The 14,747-nt window shown below is 70.7% G+C and carries 15 protein-coding genes and 1 tRNA gene; 9 read left to right on the forward strand and 7 right to left on the reverse strand.

Features of this window, described 5'->3' with window-relative positions:
* Positions 1–242 precede the first annotated feature (242 nt).
* Both EDF51_RS16695 and EDF51_RS16700 read right to left on the reverse strand, forming a co-directional pair.
* On the reverse strand, positions 243–1,313 hold the full coding sequence (locus tag EDF51_RS16695; protein ID WP_131880786.1) for an NAD-dependent epimerase/dehydratase family protein: 1,071 nt from the start codon (positions 1,311–1,313) through the stop codon (positions 243–245).
* Entirely contained in the window at positions 1,310–2,236 is a 927-nt protein-coding gene (locus tag EDF51_RS16700; protein ID WP_131880788.1) for an MTAP family purine nucleoside phosphorylase, read from the reverse strand. Before EDF51_RS16700 ends, EDF51_RS16695 begins: the two co-directional genes overlap by 4 nt.
* A gap of 105 nt (positions 2,237–2,341) precedes the next feature.
* Between EDF51_RS16700 and glp the strand changes: the two genes are divergently transcribed.
* The 7 genes from glp to EDF51_RS16730 all read left to right on the forward strand — a co-directional run bounded on the left by glp (position 2,342) and on the right by EDF51_RS16730 (position 8,478).
* The gene (gene glp / locus EDF51_RS16705) at positions 2,342–3,568 is read left to right on the forward strand and encodes a gephyrin-like molybdotransferase Glp (protein ID WP_131880790.1); all 1,227 of its coding nucleotides are present in this window, start codon (positions 2,342–2,344) and stop codon (positions 3,566–3,568) included.
* Complete coding sequence (gene moaC, locus EDF51_RS16710; RefSeq protein ID WP_131880792.1) at positions 3,565–4,080, forward strand: cyclic pyranopterin monophosphate synthase MoaC; 516 nt, start codon at positions 3,565–3,567, stop codon at positions 4,078–4,080. The genes glp and moaC overlap by 4 nt, the downstream gene beginning before the upstream one ends.
* Positions 4,077–4,589 (forward strand): molybdopterin-binding protein, encoded by a 513-nt coding sequence (locus tag EDF51_RS20020; RefSeq protein WP_123937576.1) that lies wholly within the window; start codon positions 4,077–4,079, stop codon positions 4,587–4,589. The genes moaC and EDF51_RS20020 overlap by 4 nt, the downstream gene beginning before the upstream one ends.
* Positions 4,590–4,657: 68 nt before the next feature.
* A complete protein-coding gene (locus EDF51_RS20025) occupies positions 4,658–5,041 on the forward strand; it encodes a molybdenum cofactor biosynthesis protein MoaE (RefSeq protein WP_207913280.1) in 384 nt (127 codons plus the stop codon).
* Between the two features lie 34 nt (positions 5,042–5,075).
* Positions 5,076–5,699: a hypothetical protein gene (locus EDF51_RS16720; protein ID WP_131880794.1), complete on the forward strand. Its 624-nt coding sequence runs from the start codon at positions 5,076–5,078 to the stop codon at positions 5,697–5,699.
* Positions 5,700–5,774: 75 nt separating this feature from the next.
* Entirely contained in the window at positions 5,775–6,173 is a 399-nt protein-coding gene (locus tag EDF51_RS16725) for a PLD nuclease N-terminal domain-containing protein (protein WP_131880796.1), read from the forward strand.
* Between the two features lie 433 nt (positions 6,174–6,606).
* A complete protein-coding gene (locus EDF51_RS16730) occupies positions 6,607–8,478 on the forward strand; it encodes an ABC-F family ATP-binding cassette domain-containing protein (RefSeq protein WP_123293713.1) in 1,872 nt (623 codons plus the stop codon).
* 6 nt (positions 8,479–8,484) lie between these two features.
* Here the strand turns inward: EDF51_RS16730 and EDF51_RS16735 are convergent, their stop codons facing one another.
* Positions 8,485–8,925 (reverse strand): VOC family protein, encoded by a 441-nt coding sequence (locus EDF51_RS16735; RefSeq protein ID WP_131846980.1) that lies wholly within the window; start codon positions 8,923–8,925, stop codon positions 8,485–8,487.
* Positions 8,926–8,935: 10 nt separating this feature from the next.
* Positions 8,936–9,430: a MarR family transcriptional regulator gene (locus EDF51_RS16740; RefSeq protein ID WP_123340195.1), complete on the reverse strand. Its 495-nt coding sequence runs from the start codon at positions 9,428–9,430 to the stop codon at positions 8,936–8,938.
* A 79-nt stretch (positions 9,431–9,509) separates the two neighbouring features.
* Between EDF51_RS16740 and EDF51_RS16745 the strand changes: the two genes are divergently transcribed.
* Positions 9,510–9,581 (forward strand) — tRNA-Gln (locus EDF51_RS16745).
* Positions 9,582–9,755: 174 nt separating this feature from the next.
* Here the strand turns inward: EDF51_RS16745 and EDF51_RS16750 are convergent.
* The 3 genes from EDF51_RS16750 to EDF51_RS16760 form a co-directional block, all read right to left on the reverse strand.
* A complete protein-coding gene (locus tag EDF51_RS16750) occupies positions 9,756–11,006 on the reverse strand; it encodes a sugar ABC transporter permease (RefSeq protein ID WP_131846981.1) in 1,251 nt (416 codons plus the stop codon).
* 53 nt (positions 11,007–11,059) lie between these two features.
* Positions 11,060–11,824, reverse strand: coding sequence for an ATP-binding cassette domain-containing protein (locus EDF51_RS16755; RefSeq protein WP_131847029.1), 765 nt, complete (start codon positions 11,822–11,824; stop codon positions 11,060–11,062).
* 104 nt (positions 11,825–11,928) lie between these two features.
* Positions 11,929–13,038, reverse strand: coding sequence for a substrate-binding domain-containing protein (locus EDF51_RS16760; protein ID WP_131846982.1), 1,110 nt, complete (start codon positions 13,036–13,038; stop codon positions 11,929–11,931).
* Positions 13,039–13,253: 215 nt separating this feature from the next.
* On the opposite strand from EDF51_RS16760, the gene EDF51_RS16765 reads away from it, so the two are divergent.
* Positions 13,254–14,732 (forward strand): sugar porter family MFS transporter, encoded by a 1,479-nt coding sequence (locus EDF51_RS16765; RefSeq protein ID WP_131846983.1) that lies wholly within the window; start codon positions 13,254–13,256, stop codon positions 14,730–14,732.
* The last annotated feature ends 15 nt before the right edge of the window (positions 14,733–14,747 follow it).

Consider the following 14,747-nt stretch of genomic DNA (forward strand, 5'->3'; position numbering starts at 1 on the left):
CGTAACACGACGACGCGCGTCGGGGTACAGGAAATCTGTACCCGCTGGTCAGTCAGCGCACTGTTTCGGGGTTGGGTCCCCAGAACGGGGGACAGGCGGACGGGAGGCCCGTGGCGGGCGTTCGTGTCCGGTCACGTCCGCCGCGTGGTCGCGCGGGGCGCGGGGCGCGGGGCGGGCGCTTCGTGAGCAGGAATGGTCGGGTCGCGTCCGGTGACCCGACCATTCCTGCTCACGAAGTGGGGCTACTGGACGGCGCTCCGGAGGGGAGCGGTCGCGAAGTCGCGCATGCCGGCCGCGAAGTCGACCTCGGCGCGCCAGCCGAGCTCGGCGGCGATGCGGTCCGAACTCGCCGTGACGTGCCGGACGTCGCCCAGGCGGTACTCGCCCGTGACGACCGGCTGGGGGCCGTCGGGGCCCGCGATCGCCGCGGCCATGTCGCCGATCGTGTGCACGACCCCGGACCCGACGTTGTACGCGCGGAACGAGTCGGCGGGCTGGTCGGCGGTCGCGGCGATCGAGGCGGCGTTCGCTCCGGCGACGTCGTCGACGTGCACGAAGTCCCGGCGCTGGGCGCCGTCCTCGAAGACGCGGGGGGCCTCGCCGCGGGCCAGCGCCGAGCGGAACAGTGAGGCGACACCGGCGTAGGGGGTGTTCGCGGGCATGCCGGGCCCGTAGACGTTGTGGTAGCGGAGCGCGATCGCCCGGCCGCCCGTCGCGCGCGCCCAGCTCGAGGCCAGGTGCTCCTGCGCGACCTTCGTCTGCGCGTACACGTTGCGGGGGTCGAGCGCGGCGGACTCGTCGATCAGTCCGGGCAGCAGGGGATGACCGTCCGGGCCGATCGGGTCGAAGCGACCGGCGTCGAGGTCCTCGCGGCGGCGGGCCGGCGGACGGACGGGCTCGCCGTCGGACGTCGTGTAGGCGCCCTCGCCGTAGACGACCATCGAGCTCGCGACGACGAGTCGGCCGATGTCGTGCCGGTCCATGCCGGCGAGGACGTACGCGGTGCCGGCGTCGTTCGACGAGACGTAGTCGGGGGCGTCCTGGAAGTCGACGCCGAGGCCGACCTTGGCGGCCTGGTGGCAGACGACGTCGACGCCGTCGAGCGCGGCGTCGAGCGAGACCCGGTCGCGGACGTCGCCGTGCACGAACTCGATGCCCTGCTGCTGGTGCGCGCGCACGACCTCGCCGGCGTCGCCGTGGACGTCGTCGCGGAGGGAGTCGAGGACGCGGACCTCGTGGCCGTCGGCCAGCGCGCGGCGGACGATCGCGGAGCCGATGAAGCCGGCGCCGCCGGTGACGAGCAGGCGGGTCATGCGGTGGGTCCCGTGGTCGCGGCGGTGGGCTGGGTCTGCATGATGCTGGCGCTGGCGCTCGCCGGGACGAGTTCGCGCGGCGTGAAGTCGGCGGGGATCGCGCCGACGATCCCGCCGATGGCGCGGACGATCACCTCGTTGGCGCGGGCGAGACGCTCCATCACGAGGGCGTGGGTGACGGGGGCGCCGGCGTCGTCGGCTGCGTCGCCCGTGGCCGCTGTGTCCGCCGTGGCCGCGTGGGCGGCCGCTGCGGCGGCTTCGTCCTCGGTCGGGGCCAGGCCGGCGTCGGCGTCGGTGACGAACGACAGGTTGACGGTCGCGATGCCGAGCTCGGCGGCGAGCGGGACCTCCGGGGTCATCGTCATGTTGATGGTGTGGCCACCGGCCTCGCGCAGCCAGACGGACTCGGCGCGCGTCGAGAAGCGGGGGCCCTGGATGACGACGCACGTGCCGGTCGGACGGAACGGCACGTCGAGTGCGGCGATCGCGTCGACGGCTGCGCGCCGCAGCGTCGGGTCGAACGGGTCGGCGAACGACAGGTGCTGGACGTCGTCCTCGAAGAACGTGTCCGCGCGGCCGAAGGTGCGGTCGATGAGTTGGTCGGTCACGACGAAGGTGCCCGGGGCGTAGTCGGGGTGCAGACCACCGACGGCGCTCGAGGACACGATCGCCCGGACGCCCAGGGAGCGGAGCGCCCAGAGGTTCGCGCGGTGGTTGATGCGGTGCGGGGCGACGGAGTGCTCACGACCGTGCCGGGTGAGGAACGCGACCCGACGTCCGGACATCGTGCCGATGCTGATCGGGCTCGATGTCGGGCCGAACGGCGTCGGCACGTCCAGTTCCTCGGCGGTCCCCTCCTCGAACAGCTGGTAGAGGCCGGAGCCCCCGATGACACCGATCGTCACGGCTTCGTCGTTCTCCACAGGTCCTCCGAAAGGTCGTCGGCGCGGTCTGCGCGCTGGATACGCTACTGACGCCGGCCCCGGACGAACCGGGAGCGGCGACACCATCCCTGTTCGGAGGCACCTGTGCGAACGATCGGTCAGCACCGCGACGACCTGGCGGCGCTGCTCGCGCCGGTCCTGGCGGGCCTCGGGGCTGCGTCGTGGCGTATCGACGACCTGGCCGTCGACGGCCGTGCCGGTCACGGGCACCGCGTGCTCGCTGCACCCGTTGCCGCACCGGTCCCGTTGCCGCCCTTCGACAACAGCCAGATGGACGGCTTCGCGGTCCGGGTGGCCGATGCCGGGCAGGACGTCCGGGTCGTCGCGCCCATCCCCGCCGGGGTCGTCCCCGCACCGCTCTCCGCCGGCACAGCGGCACCGATCATGACCGGCGCGCGGATCCCCGACGGTGCCGATGCCGTCTTCCCGGTGGAGGCCACGTCGCCGGGGTCGTTCCCGGCTGCGCTCGAACTGGGGCACGTCACGGTGCCCGCCGACCTCGTGCCGGGCACCTTCGTGCGGGCGACCGGCAGCGACCTGGCCCTCGGTGCATCCATCGCTCCGACCGGAGCGCCGATCACCCCCGCCCTGCTCGGTGCGCTCGCAGCCGCCGGAGTGTCCACCGTGCAGGTTCGTCGACCACTGCGGGTGCTCGTGGTCTCGACGGGGTCCGAGCTGCAGGGAGCCGACACCGACGCGGCGACGATCGGCGACGCGAACGGCATCGCGCTGCAGGCGGCGCTCGCCGAGATCGGTGCTTCGTCCCGCACGGTCCGGGTTCCTGACGACGTCGACGCGTTCGTCACCGAGCTCGACGACGCCGTGGGGGACTGGGCCGACCTCGTGCTCACCACCGGGGGCATCAGTGCGGGCGCGTACGAGGTCGTGCGGCAGGCACTCGAACCCCGCGGGCTCGCCGTCACCCCGGTCGCGATGCAGCCCGGCGGGCCGCAGGCGTTCGGCAGCGTGGAGCTCGCCGGTCGACCGGTGCCGGTGGTGTCGTTCCCCGGCAACCCGGTGTCGGCGCTCGTCTCGTTCGAGGTCTTCCTCCGTCCGCTGCTCGCGCCCCTCGTCGGGCTGCCGGCCGACCGTCCCGAGCTGCACCTGCCCGCTGCTTCGGCTGCGCAGTCACCGGGTGGCAAGCACCAGGTGCGGCGTGGCCGGGTGGCCGACGGGGTCGTCCACTTCGTGGGCGGACCGAGTTCCCACCTGCTCGCGCACTACGCCGCCGCCACGCACCTCGTGCACGTCCCGGTGGGGGTCGACGCCGTCGAGCCCGGTGACGTCCTGACCGTCTGGAGTCTCCGATGACCGAACCCGTCGCCACGTCCGAGCCGGCCGATCCGTCCGACGCGGCCGAGCTGTCGCACGTGCGCGCCGACGGCTCCGCGCACATGGTCGACGTGTCCGCGAAGGACGTGACCGACCGCTCGGCGACCGCCACCGCCACGCTCGTCACCCGGCCCGATGTCGTCGCTCGCATCCTCGACGGCTCCCTGCCGAAGGGCGAGGTCATCGGCACCGCCCGCATCGCCGCGATCATGGCCGTGAAGAAGACCTCCGACCTCATCCCGCTCTGCCACCCGCTCCCCATCGCCGGGGTGCAGGTCGACATCACCGGCGCCGACGACCGCGTGCTGATCGAGGTCTCGGTCCGCACGACCTCGCGCACCGGCGTCGAGATGGAAGCGCTGACCGGCGCGAGCGTCGCCGCGCTGACCGTGTACGACATGGTGAAGGCCGTCGACCGGTCGGCCTCGATCACGGACGTCCGAGTGCTCGAGAAGCACGGCGGTCGGTCCGGAGACTGGAGCAACCGATGACCTCGCAGCCGACCAGGGGCCGTGCCGCCGTCGTGGTGGTGTCCACGCAGGCCGCCGCCGATCCGGCACTCGACCGCACCGGGCCCGTCATCGCGGGGTGGCTGCGCGAGCGGGACTTCACCGTCGCCGAGCCCGTGATCGTCCCCGACGGCGGGGCGATCACCGAGACCGTGACCGCCGAACTGCTGGCCGGGGCCCGGATCGTCATCACGACCGGGGGCACCGGCGTCACCCCGACCGACCGGACGCCCGAGGCCGTCGCGCCCCTCATCGACCTGGAGCTGCCCGGTGTCCTCGAAGAGGTCCGTCGTCGCGGGCTCGCGGGGGCCGGTCCGACCGCACTGCTGAGCCGCGGCATCGCCGGCATCAGCACCGGCGGATCCCTGATCGTCACGCTGCCCGGGTCGCGCGGCGGGGTGGCGGACGGACTGGCCGTGCTCGACGGGCTTGTCGAGCACGTGCTCGCGCAGGTGCACGGCGAGGGCCACGCGCCGCGGAGCGCGTCGTGACCGCGTCGCCGGCCCCGACCCCGGCGCCGGATGCGCGCGTCGTCCTCGCCGACGTCGTCGACCGGGGGATCACCGTCGACGAGGTCTCCGCCGTCGTCGCCACCGACCAGGACGGCGCCGTCGTCACCTTCGCCGGCGTCGTCCGCGACCACGACGGCGGCAAGGGCGTCACCGCGCTCGACTACGAGCGGCACCCCAGCGCCGGCGACGTCATCGCCGAGGTCGCCCGCACCGTCGCCGACGCCCACCCCGACGTCCGCATCGCCGTGCTGCACCGCGTCGGGTCGCTCGGCATCGGGGACGTCGCGCTCGCCGCAGCGGTGGCGTCGTCGCACCGGGCGCAGGCGTTCGCAGCGTGCGGGGAGCTGGTCGATCTGGTGAAGGAGCGGGTGCCGATCTGGAAGCACCAGCGGTTCACCGACGGCACGGACGAGTGGGTCGCGGCGCTGTGACGGATGCTCAGGTCGAGCTGGTTCACTCAGATCGGTGACCGAAGCACAGACGGCCGCCGATCGGCGGTGGGCCGACGCGGAGATCCGGGCGAAGGCGTACCTCGCGCAGCCGCGTGACCGTCGTGTCCTGCCCATCCGCGGGTTCGTCCTGGCGGTGGCCCTCGTGATCGCGCTGCTGGTGCTCGTCGGCGTCGCGCTGCCCCCGGACTCCGATGCACGGCTGATGCTCTCGACCGTCGGACTCAGCATCGCGGTGCTCATCCTGGTGGTGGAGATCATCCGAGCCGTCCGGTTCCGGCGCCGTGCAGGACGCACCGTCGTCCGTGAGCAGGTCGTCGCGTCCTTGTTGCAGCGTGAGCAGCGTGCGGTCTCCCGTGCGGCGGTCGGCCAGGCGGACGCGCCGGCGGATCGACGGATCGTGGTCGACGCCGTCGCGACCGACCTGGCGAGCGGTGCCGCACTCCCGATGCAGGCCGGGTTGCTCGTCGTCTGGTCGTCGATCGGCGTCGCGGGGACGGCCTTCTGGCCGGTCTACCTGACCGGAAGTCTGTTCACGGGTGCCCAGTTCTTGTGGTCGGTGCGTCGCACCGTGCTCGCCCGGCGCTGTCTCGCAGCCCAGCACCGCACGGACGTCGACCCTGTACGGCCCCGCAGCTGACCGTGGCCGGATCGCAACACCGGCAGGCGTTCGGGGCGTGGCGACAGCCCTCAGGTTCTCCATAGAATCGCGAACATGAGCGTCTTGCTGCCCGGGATCACCGTCATCCTGCTGGTCTTCGCCCTGATCGACATCCTGACGAAGAACGACGATCAGATCCGCGGACTCCCGAAGATCGCGTGGGTGATCCTCGTGATCCTGATCCCCGTCGTCGGCAGCATCGTCTGGTTCGCCATCGGCCACGACTGGGCCCCGGGTGAGCGGAACCACGGCCGCTACATCGAACCCGCCCGTCACGAGGACCGGTACGCCACCCTCGGCGATGCCCGGAACGCCCACGGCGCCAAGCGCATCAGCGGCACGGAGCAGGAGCTCGCCGAGCTCGAGCGCGAGATCGAGTACTGGGAGGCGCAGGCTCGCCTGAAGCGCGCGAAGGAAGCCGCCGGCGAGGGCGACGCCGCTCCCGCGAGCTGACGTACCCGACAGCCGGAGCCGCGCCGGCCCCCGCGAGCTGACCCGGGCCTCCAGGTCGACGCGCCGGCGCACCGACGCGACGGGCGCACCGTGCGCGGTCGGTCGGCCGGTGCGAGGTTGTGCGCTCCGTGCGCCGCTACAACCTCGCACCGAGCGGTCAACCTCGCACCACCTGCCGAAGCCCGCACCGTGCGACCGCGCTGACCCGCGCTTCCAGGCCGACGCACCGATGCGCCGTCGCACCGTCGCACCGTGCGCGGTCGGTCGGCTGGTGCGAGGTTGCCCACTCCGTGCGCCGCTACAACCTCGCACCGAGCGGTCAACCTCGCACCACTCGAACAAGCCCGCACCGTGCGCCCGCCCCGGCCCCGGCCGACCCCACCCACACCCCCCCCCGCACCGACCACCCCGCCACGCCGCCTACCCTTGACGCGTGGCTCATCTCCTCGGCGCCGAGAACCTGCATCTCGAGTTCCCCACCAAGGTCGTCTTCGACAACGTCACCCTCGGCATCGACGAGGGGGACCGGATCGGCGTGGTCGGACGCAACGGCGACGGCAAGTCGACCCTCCTCGCGCTGCTGTCCCAGCGCCTCGAACCCGACGACGGCCGTGTCACGCACCGCCGCGGGTTGACCGTCGGCTACCTGGACCAGCGCGACATCCTGCCCGAGGGCGCGACCGTCGGCAGCACCGTCGTCGGCGACCTCGAAGAGCACGAGTGGGCCGGCGACCCGAAGATCCGCGACGTCATCGGCGGCCTGGTGTCGGACATCCCGTGGGACGTCAGCGTCGACGAGCTGTCCGGTGGCCAGCGCCGCCGCGTGGCACTCGCGCGGCTGCTCGTCGGCGACTGGGACGTCCTGTTCCTCGACGAGCCCACGAACCACCTCGACGTCGAGGGCATCCAGTGGCTCGCCGAGCACATCAACCGTCGCTGGTCGTCGAACCAGGGCGGGATGGTGGTCGTGACGCACGACCGGTGGTTCCTCGACGCGGTGTCGACCGACACGTGGGAGGTCCACGATGGCGTCGTCGACCCGTTCGAGGGCGGCTACGCGGCGTACATCCTGCAGCGCGTCGAGCGCGACCGGCAGGCAGCCGCCAGCGAGCAGCGCCGCCAGAACCTGGCCCGCAAGGAGCTCGCGTGGCTGCGCCGCGGCGCACCGGCTCGGACGAGCAAGCCGAAGTTCCGCATCGACGCCGCGAACGCCCTGATCGACGACGTCCCGCCGATCCGCGACACGGTCGCGCTGGCGAAGACGGCGACCGCCCGCCTCGGCAAGGACGTCGTCGACCTGCTCGACGTCAGCGTCTCGTTCGACGGCACCCAGATCCTCGACCGCATCGAGTGGCGCATCGCACCGGGGGAGCGGACCGGCATCCTCGGCCCGAACGGTGCCGGCAAGTCGACGCTGCTCAACCTCGTCTCCGGTACGCTCGCGCCGACGAGCGGCCGCGTGAAGACGGGCAAGACGGTGCAGGTCGCGATCCTCGACCAGCAGCTCGCCGACCTGGCCCAGTTCGCGAACGATCGCGTGCGCGAGGTGGTCGCCCGCAAGAAGACGAGCTACGTCGCGGACGGCAAGGAGATGACGCCGGCGCAGCTGCTCGAACGTCTCGGCTTCACGGCGGAGCAGCTCTCCACGCCGGTCAAGGACCTGTCCGGTGGCCAGAAGCGCCGCCTGCAGCTCATGCTCATCCTGCTCGACGAGCCGAACGTGCTGATCCTCGACGAGCCCACCAACGACCTCGACACCGACATGCTCGCCGCCATGGAGGACCTGCTCGACACCTGGCCGGGCACCCTGCTGGTCGTCTCCCACGACCGGTACCTGCTCGAGCGCGTCACCGACCAGCAGTACGCCGTGCTCGGCGGGCACCTGCGGCACCTGCCCGGCGGCGTCGACGAGTACATGCGGCTGCGTGCGGCCGGCACCGGTGGCGGGACCGCTTCTGCGGCTGCCGCCGCGTCTGCCGGGAGGCCCGACACCGCAGGCGGGACCGGCTCGGCCGGTGCCGTGGCCGGATCCAGTGCGTCGGCCGGTTCCGGCGCGTCGGCTGCGGCGGCCTCGGGCCTGTCGGGCGCGGAGCGTCGGACGGCCGAGAAGGAGATGTCGGCGCTGGACCGCAAGATCGCGAAGGTCGGCGCGGACCGGAAGAAGCTGCTCGACGACTTCGCCACCCACGACCAGTCGGACTACGCCGGGCTCGGGGAGCTGCAGGCGAAGCTCGCCGCGCACGAGGCCGAGATCGAGCAGCTCGAGGAGCGCTGGCTCGAGGTCGCGGAGCTGCTCGGGGTCTGAGCGGGTCTACTCCGCTGGCTTCGCATCCTCGGGGGCCCCGCCGCCCGGGTTCGCGACGACCTCCCACAGGTGGCCGTCCGGGTCCTGGAAGAAGCCGGACCACATGCCCCACGGCCGCGTGTACGGCGCCGCGAGCATCGTCGCGCCGGCGATCCGGGCCCGGTCGAGGAACGCTTCGGCGTCGGCCTGACTGTCGACGAAGTGCCCGATCGTGCTGCTCGGTGCCGTCGCGAGTGCCAGCCCGGAGTCCTTCGCCATGTCGTCCCGCCCGTAGACGCTGACGATCAGACCGTCGTCCAGGGTGAACATCGCCGTGGTGCCACCCGCCTCGGTCTCGGTCGGCGGGTACTCGGTGCCGATGACGCCGCTGCCCTCGATCCCGAGCAGGGCGCGGTAGAAGTCCGCCGATCGTGCGACGTCGGCGACGGCCAGGGTGATCGCGTGCATGGCCCGGAGGCTAGTCCCCGAGACCCAGGATGAGTCGGCGGAGCAGCCCGGCCAATTGGCCCTGCTCGTCGGCGGAGACCCCGGACAGGATGTCGCGTTCGGCGGCCAGCAGGTCCGCGATCGCCGCGTCCACCGCCACTCGGCCCTTGCCCGTCAGCGACACGAGGATGCCGCGGCCGTCCCTCGGGTCGGTCCGTCGCCCCACGAAGCCCCGCGCCGTGAGCCGGTCAACACGGTTCGTCATCGTGCCGCTCGACACCAGGGTTTGCTGCAGCAGGGTCTTCGGGCTCAGCTCGTACGGCTCACCCGCCCGCCGCAGGGCCGAGAGGACGTCGAACTCCCACGGCTCCATGTCACCCGCGTCGAACGCTGCTCGCCGCGCGCGGTCCAGGTGCCGCGCGAGCCGGTCGACGCGGGACAGGACCTCGAGCGGGCCGAAGTCGAGGTCGGCACGCTCACGACCCCACGCCGCGACGATCCGGTCGACCTCGTCCTGGTGCGGCATCCCTCCATCTTGGCCGAACCCGGGGCGGACGGCCAGCCTCGTCGGTCATGGGAGGATGGACGTGCACCCACGGGTGCGTTCCGCCTTGGTGTAATGGCAGCACGACGGCCTTTGGTGCCGTTAGGTCCGGGTTCGAATCCTGGAGGCGGAGCCGAGGCTTGATCCGGGTTCGCCGCGTCGGCGTTCTGGGAACGGGTCTCACCGACGCACGTCGCGTGGTGATCGCTGCCGAGGCTCCGGAGCGCTGACGCGCGGACGGGAGGCCCGGTGCCAGCTGGCACCGGGCCTCCCGTCCATCCGCGGCCCGTCTTCGGGCCACGCGCGGTCAGGCGGCTCCGTGGCTCGCTCGGGAGCGGCGGGAGAGGGAGTCGATGATCACCGCGAGGAGCAGGACGGCCCCGGTGACGATGTAGCGGGTGTAGTCCTCGAAGTTCAGCAGGTTCAGGCCGTTCGCGATCGACTGGATCACGATGACGCCGAGCAGTGCGGACCAGATGTTGCCGCGTCCACCGAAGAGGCTGGTCCCGCCGATGACCGCCGCTGCGATCGCGTTGAGGTTGACGTCGCCGCCACCCGAACTCAGCGTCGCGGCCGAGAGGTGTGCCGATGCGAGGAGCCCGCCGATGACGGCGAACACCGAGCAGAGCATGAACACCGAGATGTACACGAGGCGCACCTTGATGCCGGACCGGCGGGCGGCTTCGACGTTGCCGCCGACTGCGTAGATCGACCGGCCCCACTTCGTCCGCTTCACCAGGTAGTTCATCACGACGACCAGCAGGACGAAGAACACGAAGGACGTCCCGGTGCCGCGGTCGGTCGAGAGGTACCAACCGATCGCGCTGAGTCCGATGAGCAGCAGCGCCGCCTTGAGGACGACGAGCGACTTCGAGCCCGTCGACAGCCCTGCCCGGGCTCGTCGGGCATCTCGCCGGAGGTCCGCGAACAGGGTGCCGCCAGCCGCCAGCGCCGCGAGCACGTAGACGAGCCAGGGTGGCAGGTAGGAGAACAGCGCGAACTGCACGATGAAGGACTCCGTCGGCAGGTTGATCGAGCCGTTCTGGCCGAGGACGAGCAGCTGCACACCGAGGAACGCGAGGAGCCCAGCGAGTGTGATGACGAAGCTGGGGACACCGAACCGCGTGTACAGGAGGCCGTACAGCAGGCCGATGAGGGCTCCGACGCCGAGTGCGACTGCGATCACCGCGATGAGCGGCCAGTGCAGCTGTGTGAGCCCGACGCCGAGGATCGCTGCGGCGAGACCACTGACGGAACCGACCGAGAGGTCGATCTCGCCGAGCAGGAGCACCAGGACGATCCCGATGGAGATCGTGCCGGCCGCGGCGCACTGGACGGCCAGGTCGACGAGGTTCGTCGCGTAGAGGAAGCTCCCGCCGGGCGTCAGGAGACCGAAGGCGACCCAGATGACGACGAGCCCCACCACGACCGGGAGACTTCCCAGGTCGCCTGCGCGGACCCGGCGACTGAAGCTGGTGATCGCGCCGCGAACGCCTTCTTCGCGCAACAGCCGTTCGTCCTGCAGGTCTGCTGCGGCGCGGGAGGTCGGTGTGCTCATGGTGACGGGGTCCGGAGAGGTGCCTCGTGGCCGCTTGCTCTGGCGGGTGCTGCTCATCGGTCTGTCTCTCGTTCGGATTGCGCGGCGGCGCGACGGGTGACGGCGTTGTCGGTGGCGCCGGTGATCGCGGCGATGATGTCCTCGTAACTGACGTCGGCAACGGTGAAGTCACCGTTGTTGCGGCCGAGGCGGAGCACTGCGACGCGGTCGGCGACGGCTCGGACGTCGGCGAGGTTGTGGCTGATCAGCACGACGCCGTGGCCGCGGTCGCGGAGGCGTTCGACGAGGTTCAGGACCTCGGCGGTCTGCGCGACGCCGAGCGCGGCCGTCGGCTCGTCGAGGATGACGATCTTCGGGTCGCCGATCAACGACCGGGCGATCGCGACGGTCTGCCGCTGACCGCCGGAGAGCGACGCGATGGGAATGCGGACGGACGGGATCCGAGCCGAGAGCTGTCGGAGCAGCTCCCAGGACTTCCGCTCCATCTCCTCTTCGTCGAGGACGAAGTGCGAGACCTCGCGCCCGAGGAACAGGTTCGACACGACGTCGAGGTTGTCGGCGAGTGCGAGGTCCTGGAAGACCGTCGCGATCCCGAGCGCCTGCGCAGCCGCCGGCGAACCGATGTGGACGGGCTCGCCCTCGAAGGTGATGGTTCCTTCGTCCGGGGTGTAGACGCCGGCGAGGATCTTGACGAAGGTGCTCTTCCCCGCGCCGTTGTCGCCGACGAGGGCGACGACTTCGCCCGCGTGGACGTCGAAGTCGATCCCGGAGAGCGCCTGGACGGCACCGAACCGCTTGCTGATGCCCTGGAGGGACATCACCAGGTCCTTCTGGACGGGGACGGGTGTGGGTTCCGCGATGGTCACGGGGGACTCCTTGGCTTCAGGGGAGGGAGACGGAAGTGCGTCCCCCTCCCTGCGGGTCACTTGATGCCGTACTTCGTGCATGCGTCGGCGAGCTGCGTGGTGCAGATGTCCTTCGCGGTGAAGAGTCCGTCCTTCACGACCGTGTCCTTGATGTTGTCCGCGGTGACGGCCACCGGCGTGAGGATCACCGACGGCACGGTCTTGCCGCTGGCGGTCTTCACGGTGCTCGTGGTGGAGGCCTTCTTGCCCGCCGCGAGTTCCAGTGCCAGGTCAGCCGCTCCCTCTGCCTCCGGCTTGAACGCCTTGTAGACGGTCATGTACTGCTTGCCGGCGAGGATCCGCTGCAGTCCTGCGAGCGTCGCATCCTGGCCGGTGATGGGCGGGAGATCCGTCGCGCCCGCCGCCTGCATCGCGGAGATCACGCCGCCCGCGGTGTCGTCGTTCGCCGCGTAGATCCCCTTGATGTTGTCGACGCCGACCTTGGAGATCTGGCCCGCCGCCCAGCTCTGCGCCTTGGCAGGGTCCCAACCGGGGGTGTCGTACTCGCCGAGGACGTCGTAGCTGGTGGTGGAGAGCACCGATTGCGCGCCGGCCTTGAACTGGGAGGCGTTGTTGTCAGTCGGCGAGCCGTTGACCTCGAGGACGCCCGCATCGTCTGCGATGCCGAGGTCCTTCATCCGGTCGACGAGCGCGGTCGCCTGCAGTTCGCCGACCTTGTTGTTGTCGAAGGAGATGTAGGCGCTGACATCGCCCGAGTTGATCAGCCGGTCGTACGAGATGACCGGGACGTTCTTCGACTTCGCCAAGCTGACGATCGAGGCGGCTGCCTCGCCGTCGAACGCATCGAGGACGAGCACCTTGACGCCCTGCGTGAGCATCGCCTGGGCCTGCTGTTGCTGCTTCGACGCGTCGCCGCCGGCATTCTGGTAGAGCACCGAGCAGTCCGGGCACTTCTCCTTGATGCGGTCGGTGAAGAGCGGACGGTCGGCACTGGCGAACCGTGCCGTGACCGAGTCGGGCAGCAGCAGCCCGATCTTCGCGTTCGTCGCGGATCCGCCGCCTCCCGACGACGATGCCTGGGATCCGTTCGAGCACGCGGTGAGCGACCCCGCGAGGAGCGTGATTGACGCGGCAGCGATCGCTGCTCGTGTGACGACTTTCTTCATTGAAGGCCTCCATCTGCCACCTCCATTGGTGGCCTGGATCCGCTGGTTACTACCCAACGAACAACTTGTCCGCCGAACGATACGACACGCGCTCACCCCTCCACAAGCACCAAATCGAGAACTGGCCGGGCTGCGACGAAAACCGCCGCCTGCTACCGTGTGAACAGTCCGTCCGCGAAGTGATAACTGCGGGAGTCGATGACGAAGGAGTCAACATGTCTGGACAGGGTCAACCGCGCGAGGCGCTCGAACTACCTCCCTTGACAACGGGACCGCACCGGAAACGGATCGGCCTCATCTCGGTCGTCGCCTGCCTCGGGGGGCTCCTGTTCGGCTACGACACCGGCGTCAGCAACGGTGCCGAGATCTCGATCCAGTCGCAGCTCGGGCTCGACGACATCGGGCTCGGCGTCGTGATCTCGTCCCTCGTCTTCGCCGCGGCCGTTGGCGGGCTGATCGGGGGCCCGGTGTCCGACCGCATCGGCCGGCGCTCCACGATCCTCGCGATGGCGGTCTTCTTCTTCTGCGGCACGCTGCTCGCCGTGTTCTCGCCGAACTTCGAGGTGCTGCTTGCCGGGCGCATCGCCGTCGGCCTGGCGGTGGGAGCCGCGTCGATCGTCGTCCCCGTGTACCTGGCTGAACTCGCGCCGCTCGAGATCCGCGGCATGATCACCGGCCGCAACGAGCTCGCGATCGTCAGCGGGCAGCTCGCGGCGTTCGTCATCAACGCGATCATCGGGATCATCCTCGGCGACGAGGGTGGCGTGTGGCGCGTCATGTTCTTCATCTGCGCGATCCCGGCCGCCGCACTGTTCATCGGCATGCTCCGGATGCCGGAGTCCCCGCGCTGGCTCGTCGAGCACGGTCACGACGAGCGTGCGCTCGCGATCCTCAAGACCGTCCGCAACGAGGGCCGCGCCGAGGTCGAACTCGAGGAGATCCGTCGCGTGACGGCCGAGGAGCCGAGCGAGACCCGCCTGAACGGTCTGAAGGCCCTGCTCTCCAGTCGTTGGCTCATCCGCATCGTCCTGATCGGGTGCGGCGTCGCCATCGCCCAGCAGGTCACCGGGATCAACTCGATCATGTACTACGGCCAGCGCATCCTGATCGAGTCCGGGTTCGGGGCGAACGCCGCTCTGATCGCGAACATCGCCCCGGGCATCCTCGCCGTCGTCGGCGGGCTCATCGCCCTCCGGAACATGGACCGCGTCGACCGCCGGAAGACGTTCATCCTCGGGCTCTCCCTGACGACCACCTGCCACATCCTGATCGGCGTCTCGTCCCTGGTCATCCCGGACGGCAACCCGATCCGCCCCTACGTGCTCCTGTTCTTGATCTGCGCCTTCGTGCTGTCGATGCAGTCATGCCTCAACATCGCGGTCTGGGTGTGGTTGGCCGAGATCTTCCCGCTCAACATGCGCGGCCTCGGGACCGGGATCGCGGCGTTCGCCGGCTGGCTGATGAACGGTGTCCTGGCGCTCTACGTGCCGTCGCTCATCGAAGGCGTCGGCATCACCGGAACGTTCTTCCTGTTCGCCGTGATCGGTGCGATCGCGTTGGCCTTCATCGTGACGCAGGTGCCGGAGACCCGAGGTTGGTCGCTCGAGCGGCTCGAGGAGGAGGTCACGACCGGCGCGATCTACATCGACACGATCAAGGGCAAGGCGAAGCGGGCAGTTCGCGACGAGCGGTGACCGTGCTGCAAGATG

The organism is Curtobacterium sp. PhB25 (genome assembly GCF_004365375.1).
Lineage (GTDB): Bacteria > Actinomycetota > Actinomycetes > Actinomycetales > Microbacteriaceae > Curtobacterium.

Bases quoted from the DNA above. Each gene is read 5' to 3' on its own strand.
- EDF51_RS16765 (WP_131846983.1), top strand. From the start codon at position 13,254: ATGTCTGGACAGGGTCAACCGCGCGAGGCGCTCGAACTACCTCCCTTG.
- EDF51_RS16755 (WP_131847029.1), bottom strand. From the start codon at position 11,824: ATGTCCCTCCAGGGCATCAGCAAGCGGTTCGGTGCCGTCCAGGCGCTC.
- EDF51_RS16740 (WP_123340195.1), bottom strand. From the start codon at position 9,430: ATGCCGCACCAGGACGAGGTCGACCGGATCGTCGCGGCGTGGGGTCGT.
- EDF51_RS16725 (WP_131880796.1), top strand. From the start codon at position 5,775: ATGAGCGTCTTGCTGCCCGGGATCACCGTCATCCTGCTGGTCTTCGCC.
- EDF51_RS16695 (WP_131880786.1), bottom strand. From the start codon at position 1,313: ATGACCCGCCTGCTCGTCACCGGCGGCGCCGGCTTCATCGGCTCCGCG.
- EDF51_RS16750 (WP_131846981.1), bottom strand. From the start codon at position 11,006: ATGAGCACACCGACCTCCCGCGCCGCAGCAGACCTGCAGGACGAACGG.
- moaC (WP_131880792.1), top strand. From the start codon at position 3,565: ATGACCGAACCCGTCGCCACGTCCGAGCCGGCCGATCCGTCCGACGCG.
- EDF51_RS20020 (WP_123937576.1), top strand. From the start codon at position 4,077: ATGACCTCGCAGCCGACCAGGGGCCGTGCCGCCGTCGTGGTGGTGTCC.
- EDF51_RS16735 (WP_131846980.1), bottom strand. From the start codon at position 8,925: ATGCACGCGATCACCCTGGCCGTCGCCGACGTCGCACGATCGGCGGAC.
- EDF51_RS16760 (WP_131846982.1), bottom strand. From the start codon at position 13,038: ATGAAGAAAGTCGTCACACGAGCAGCGATCGCTGCCGCGTCAATCACG.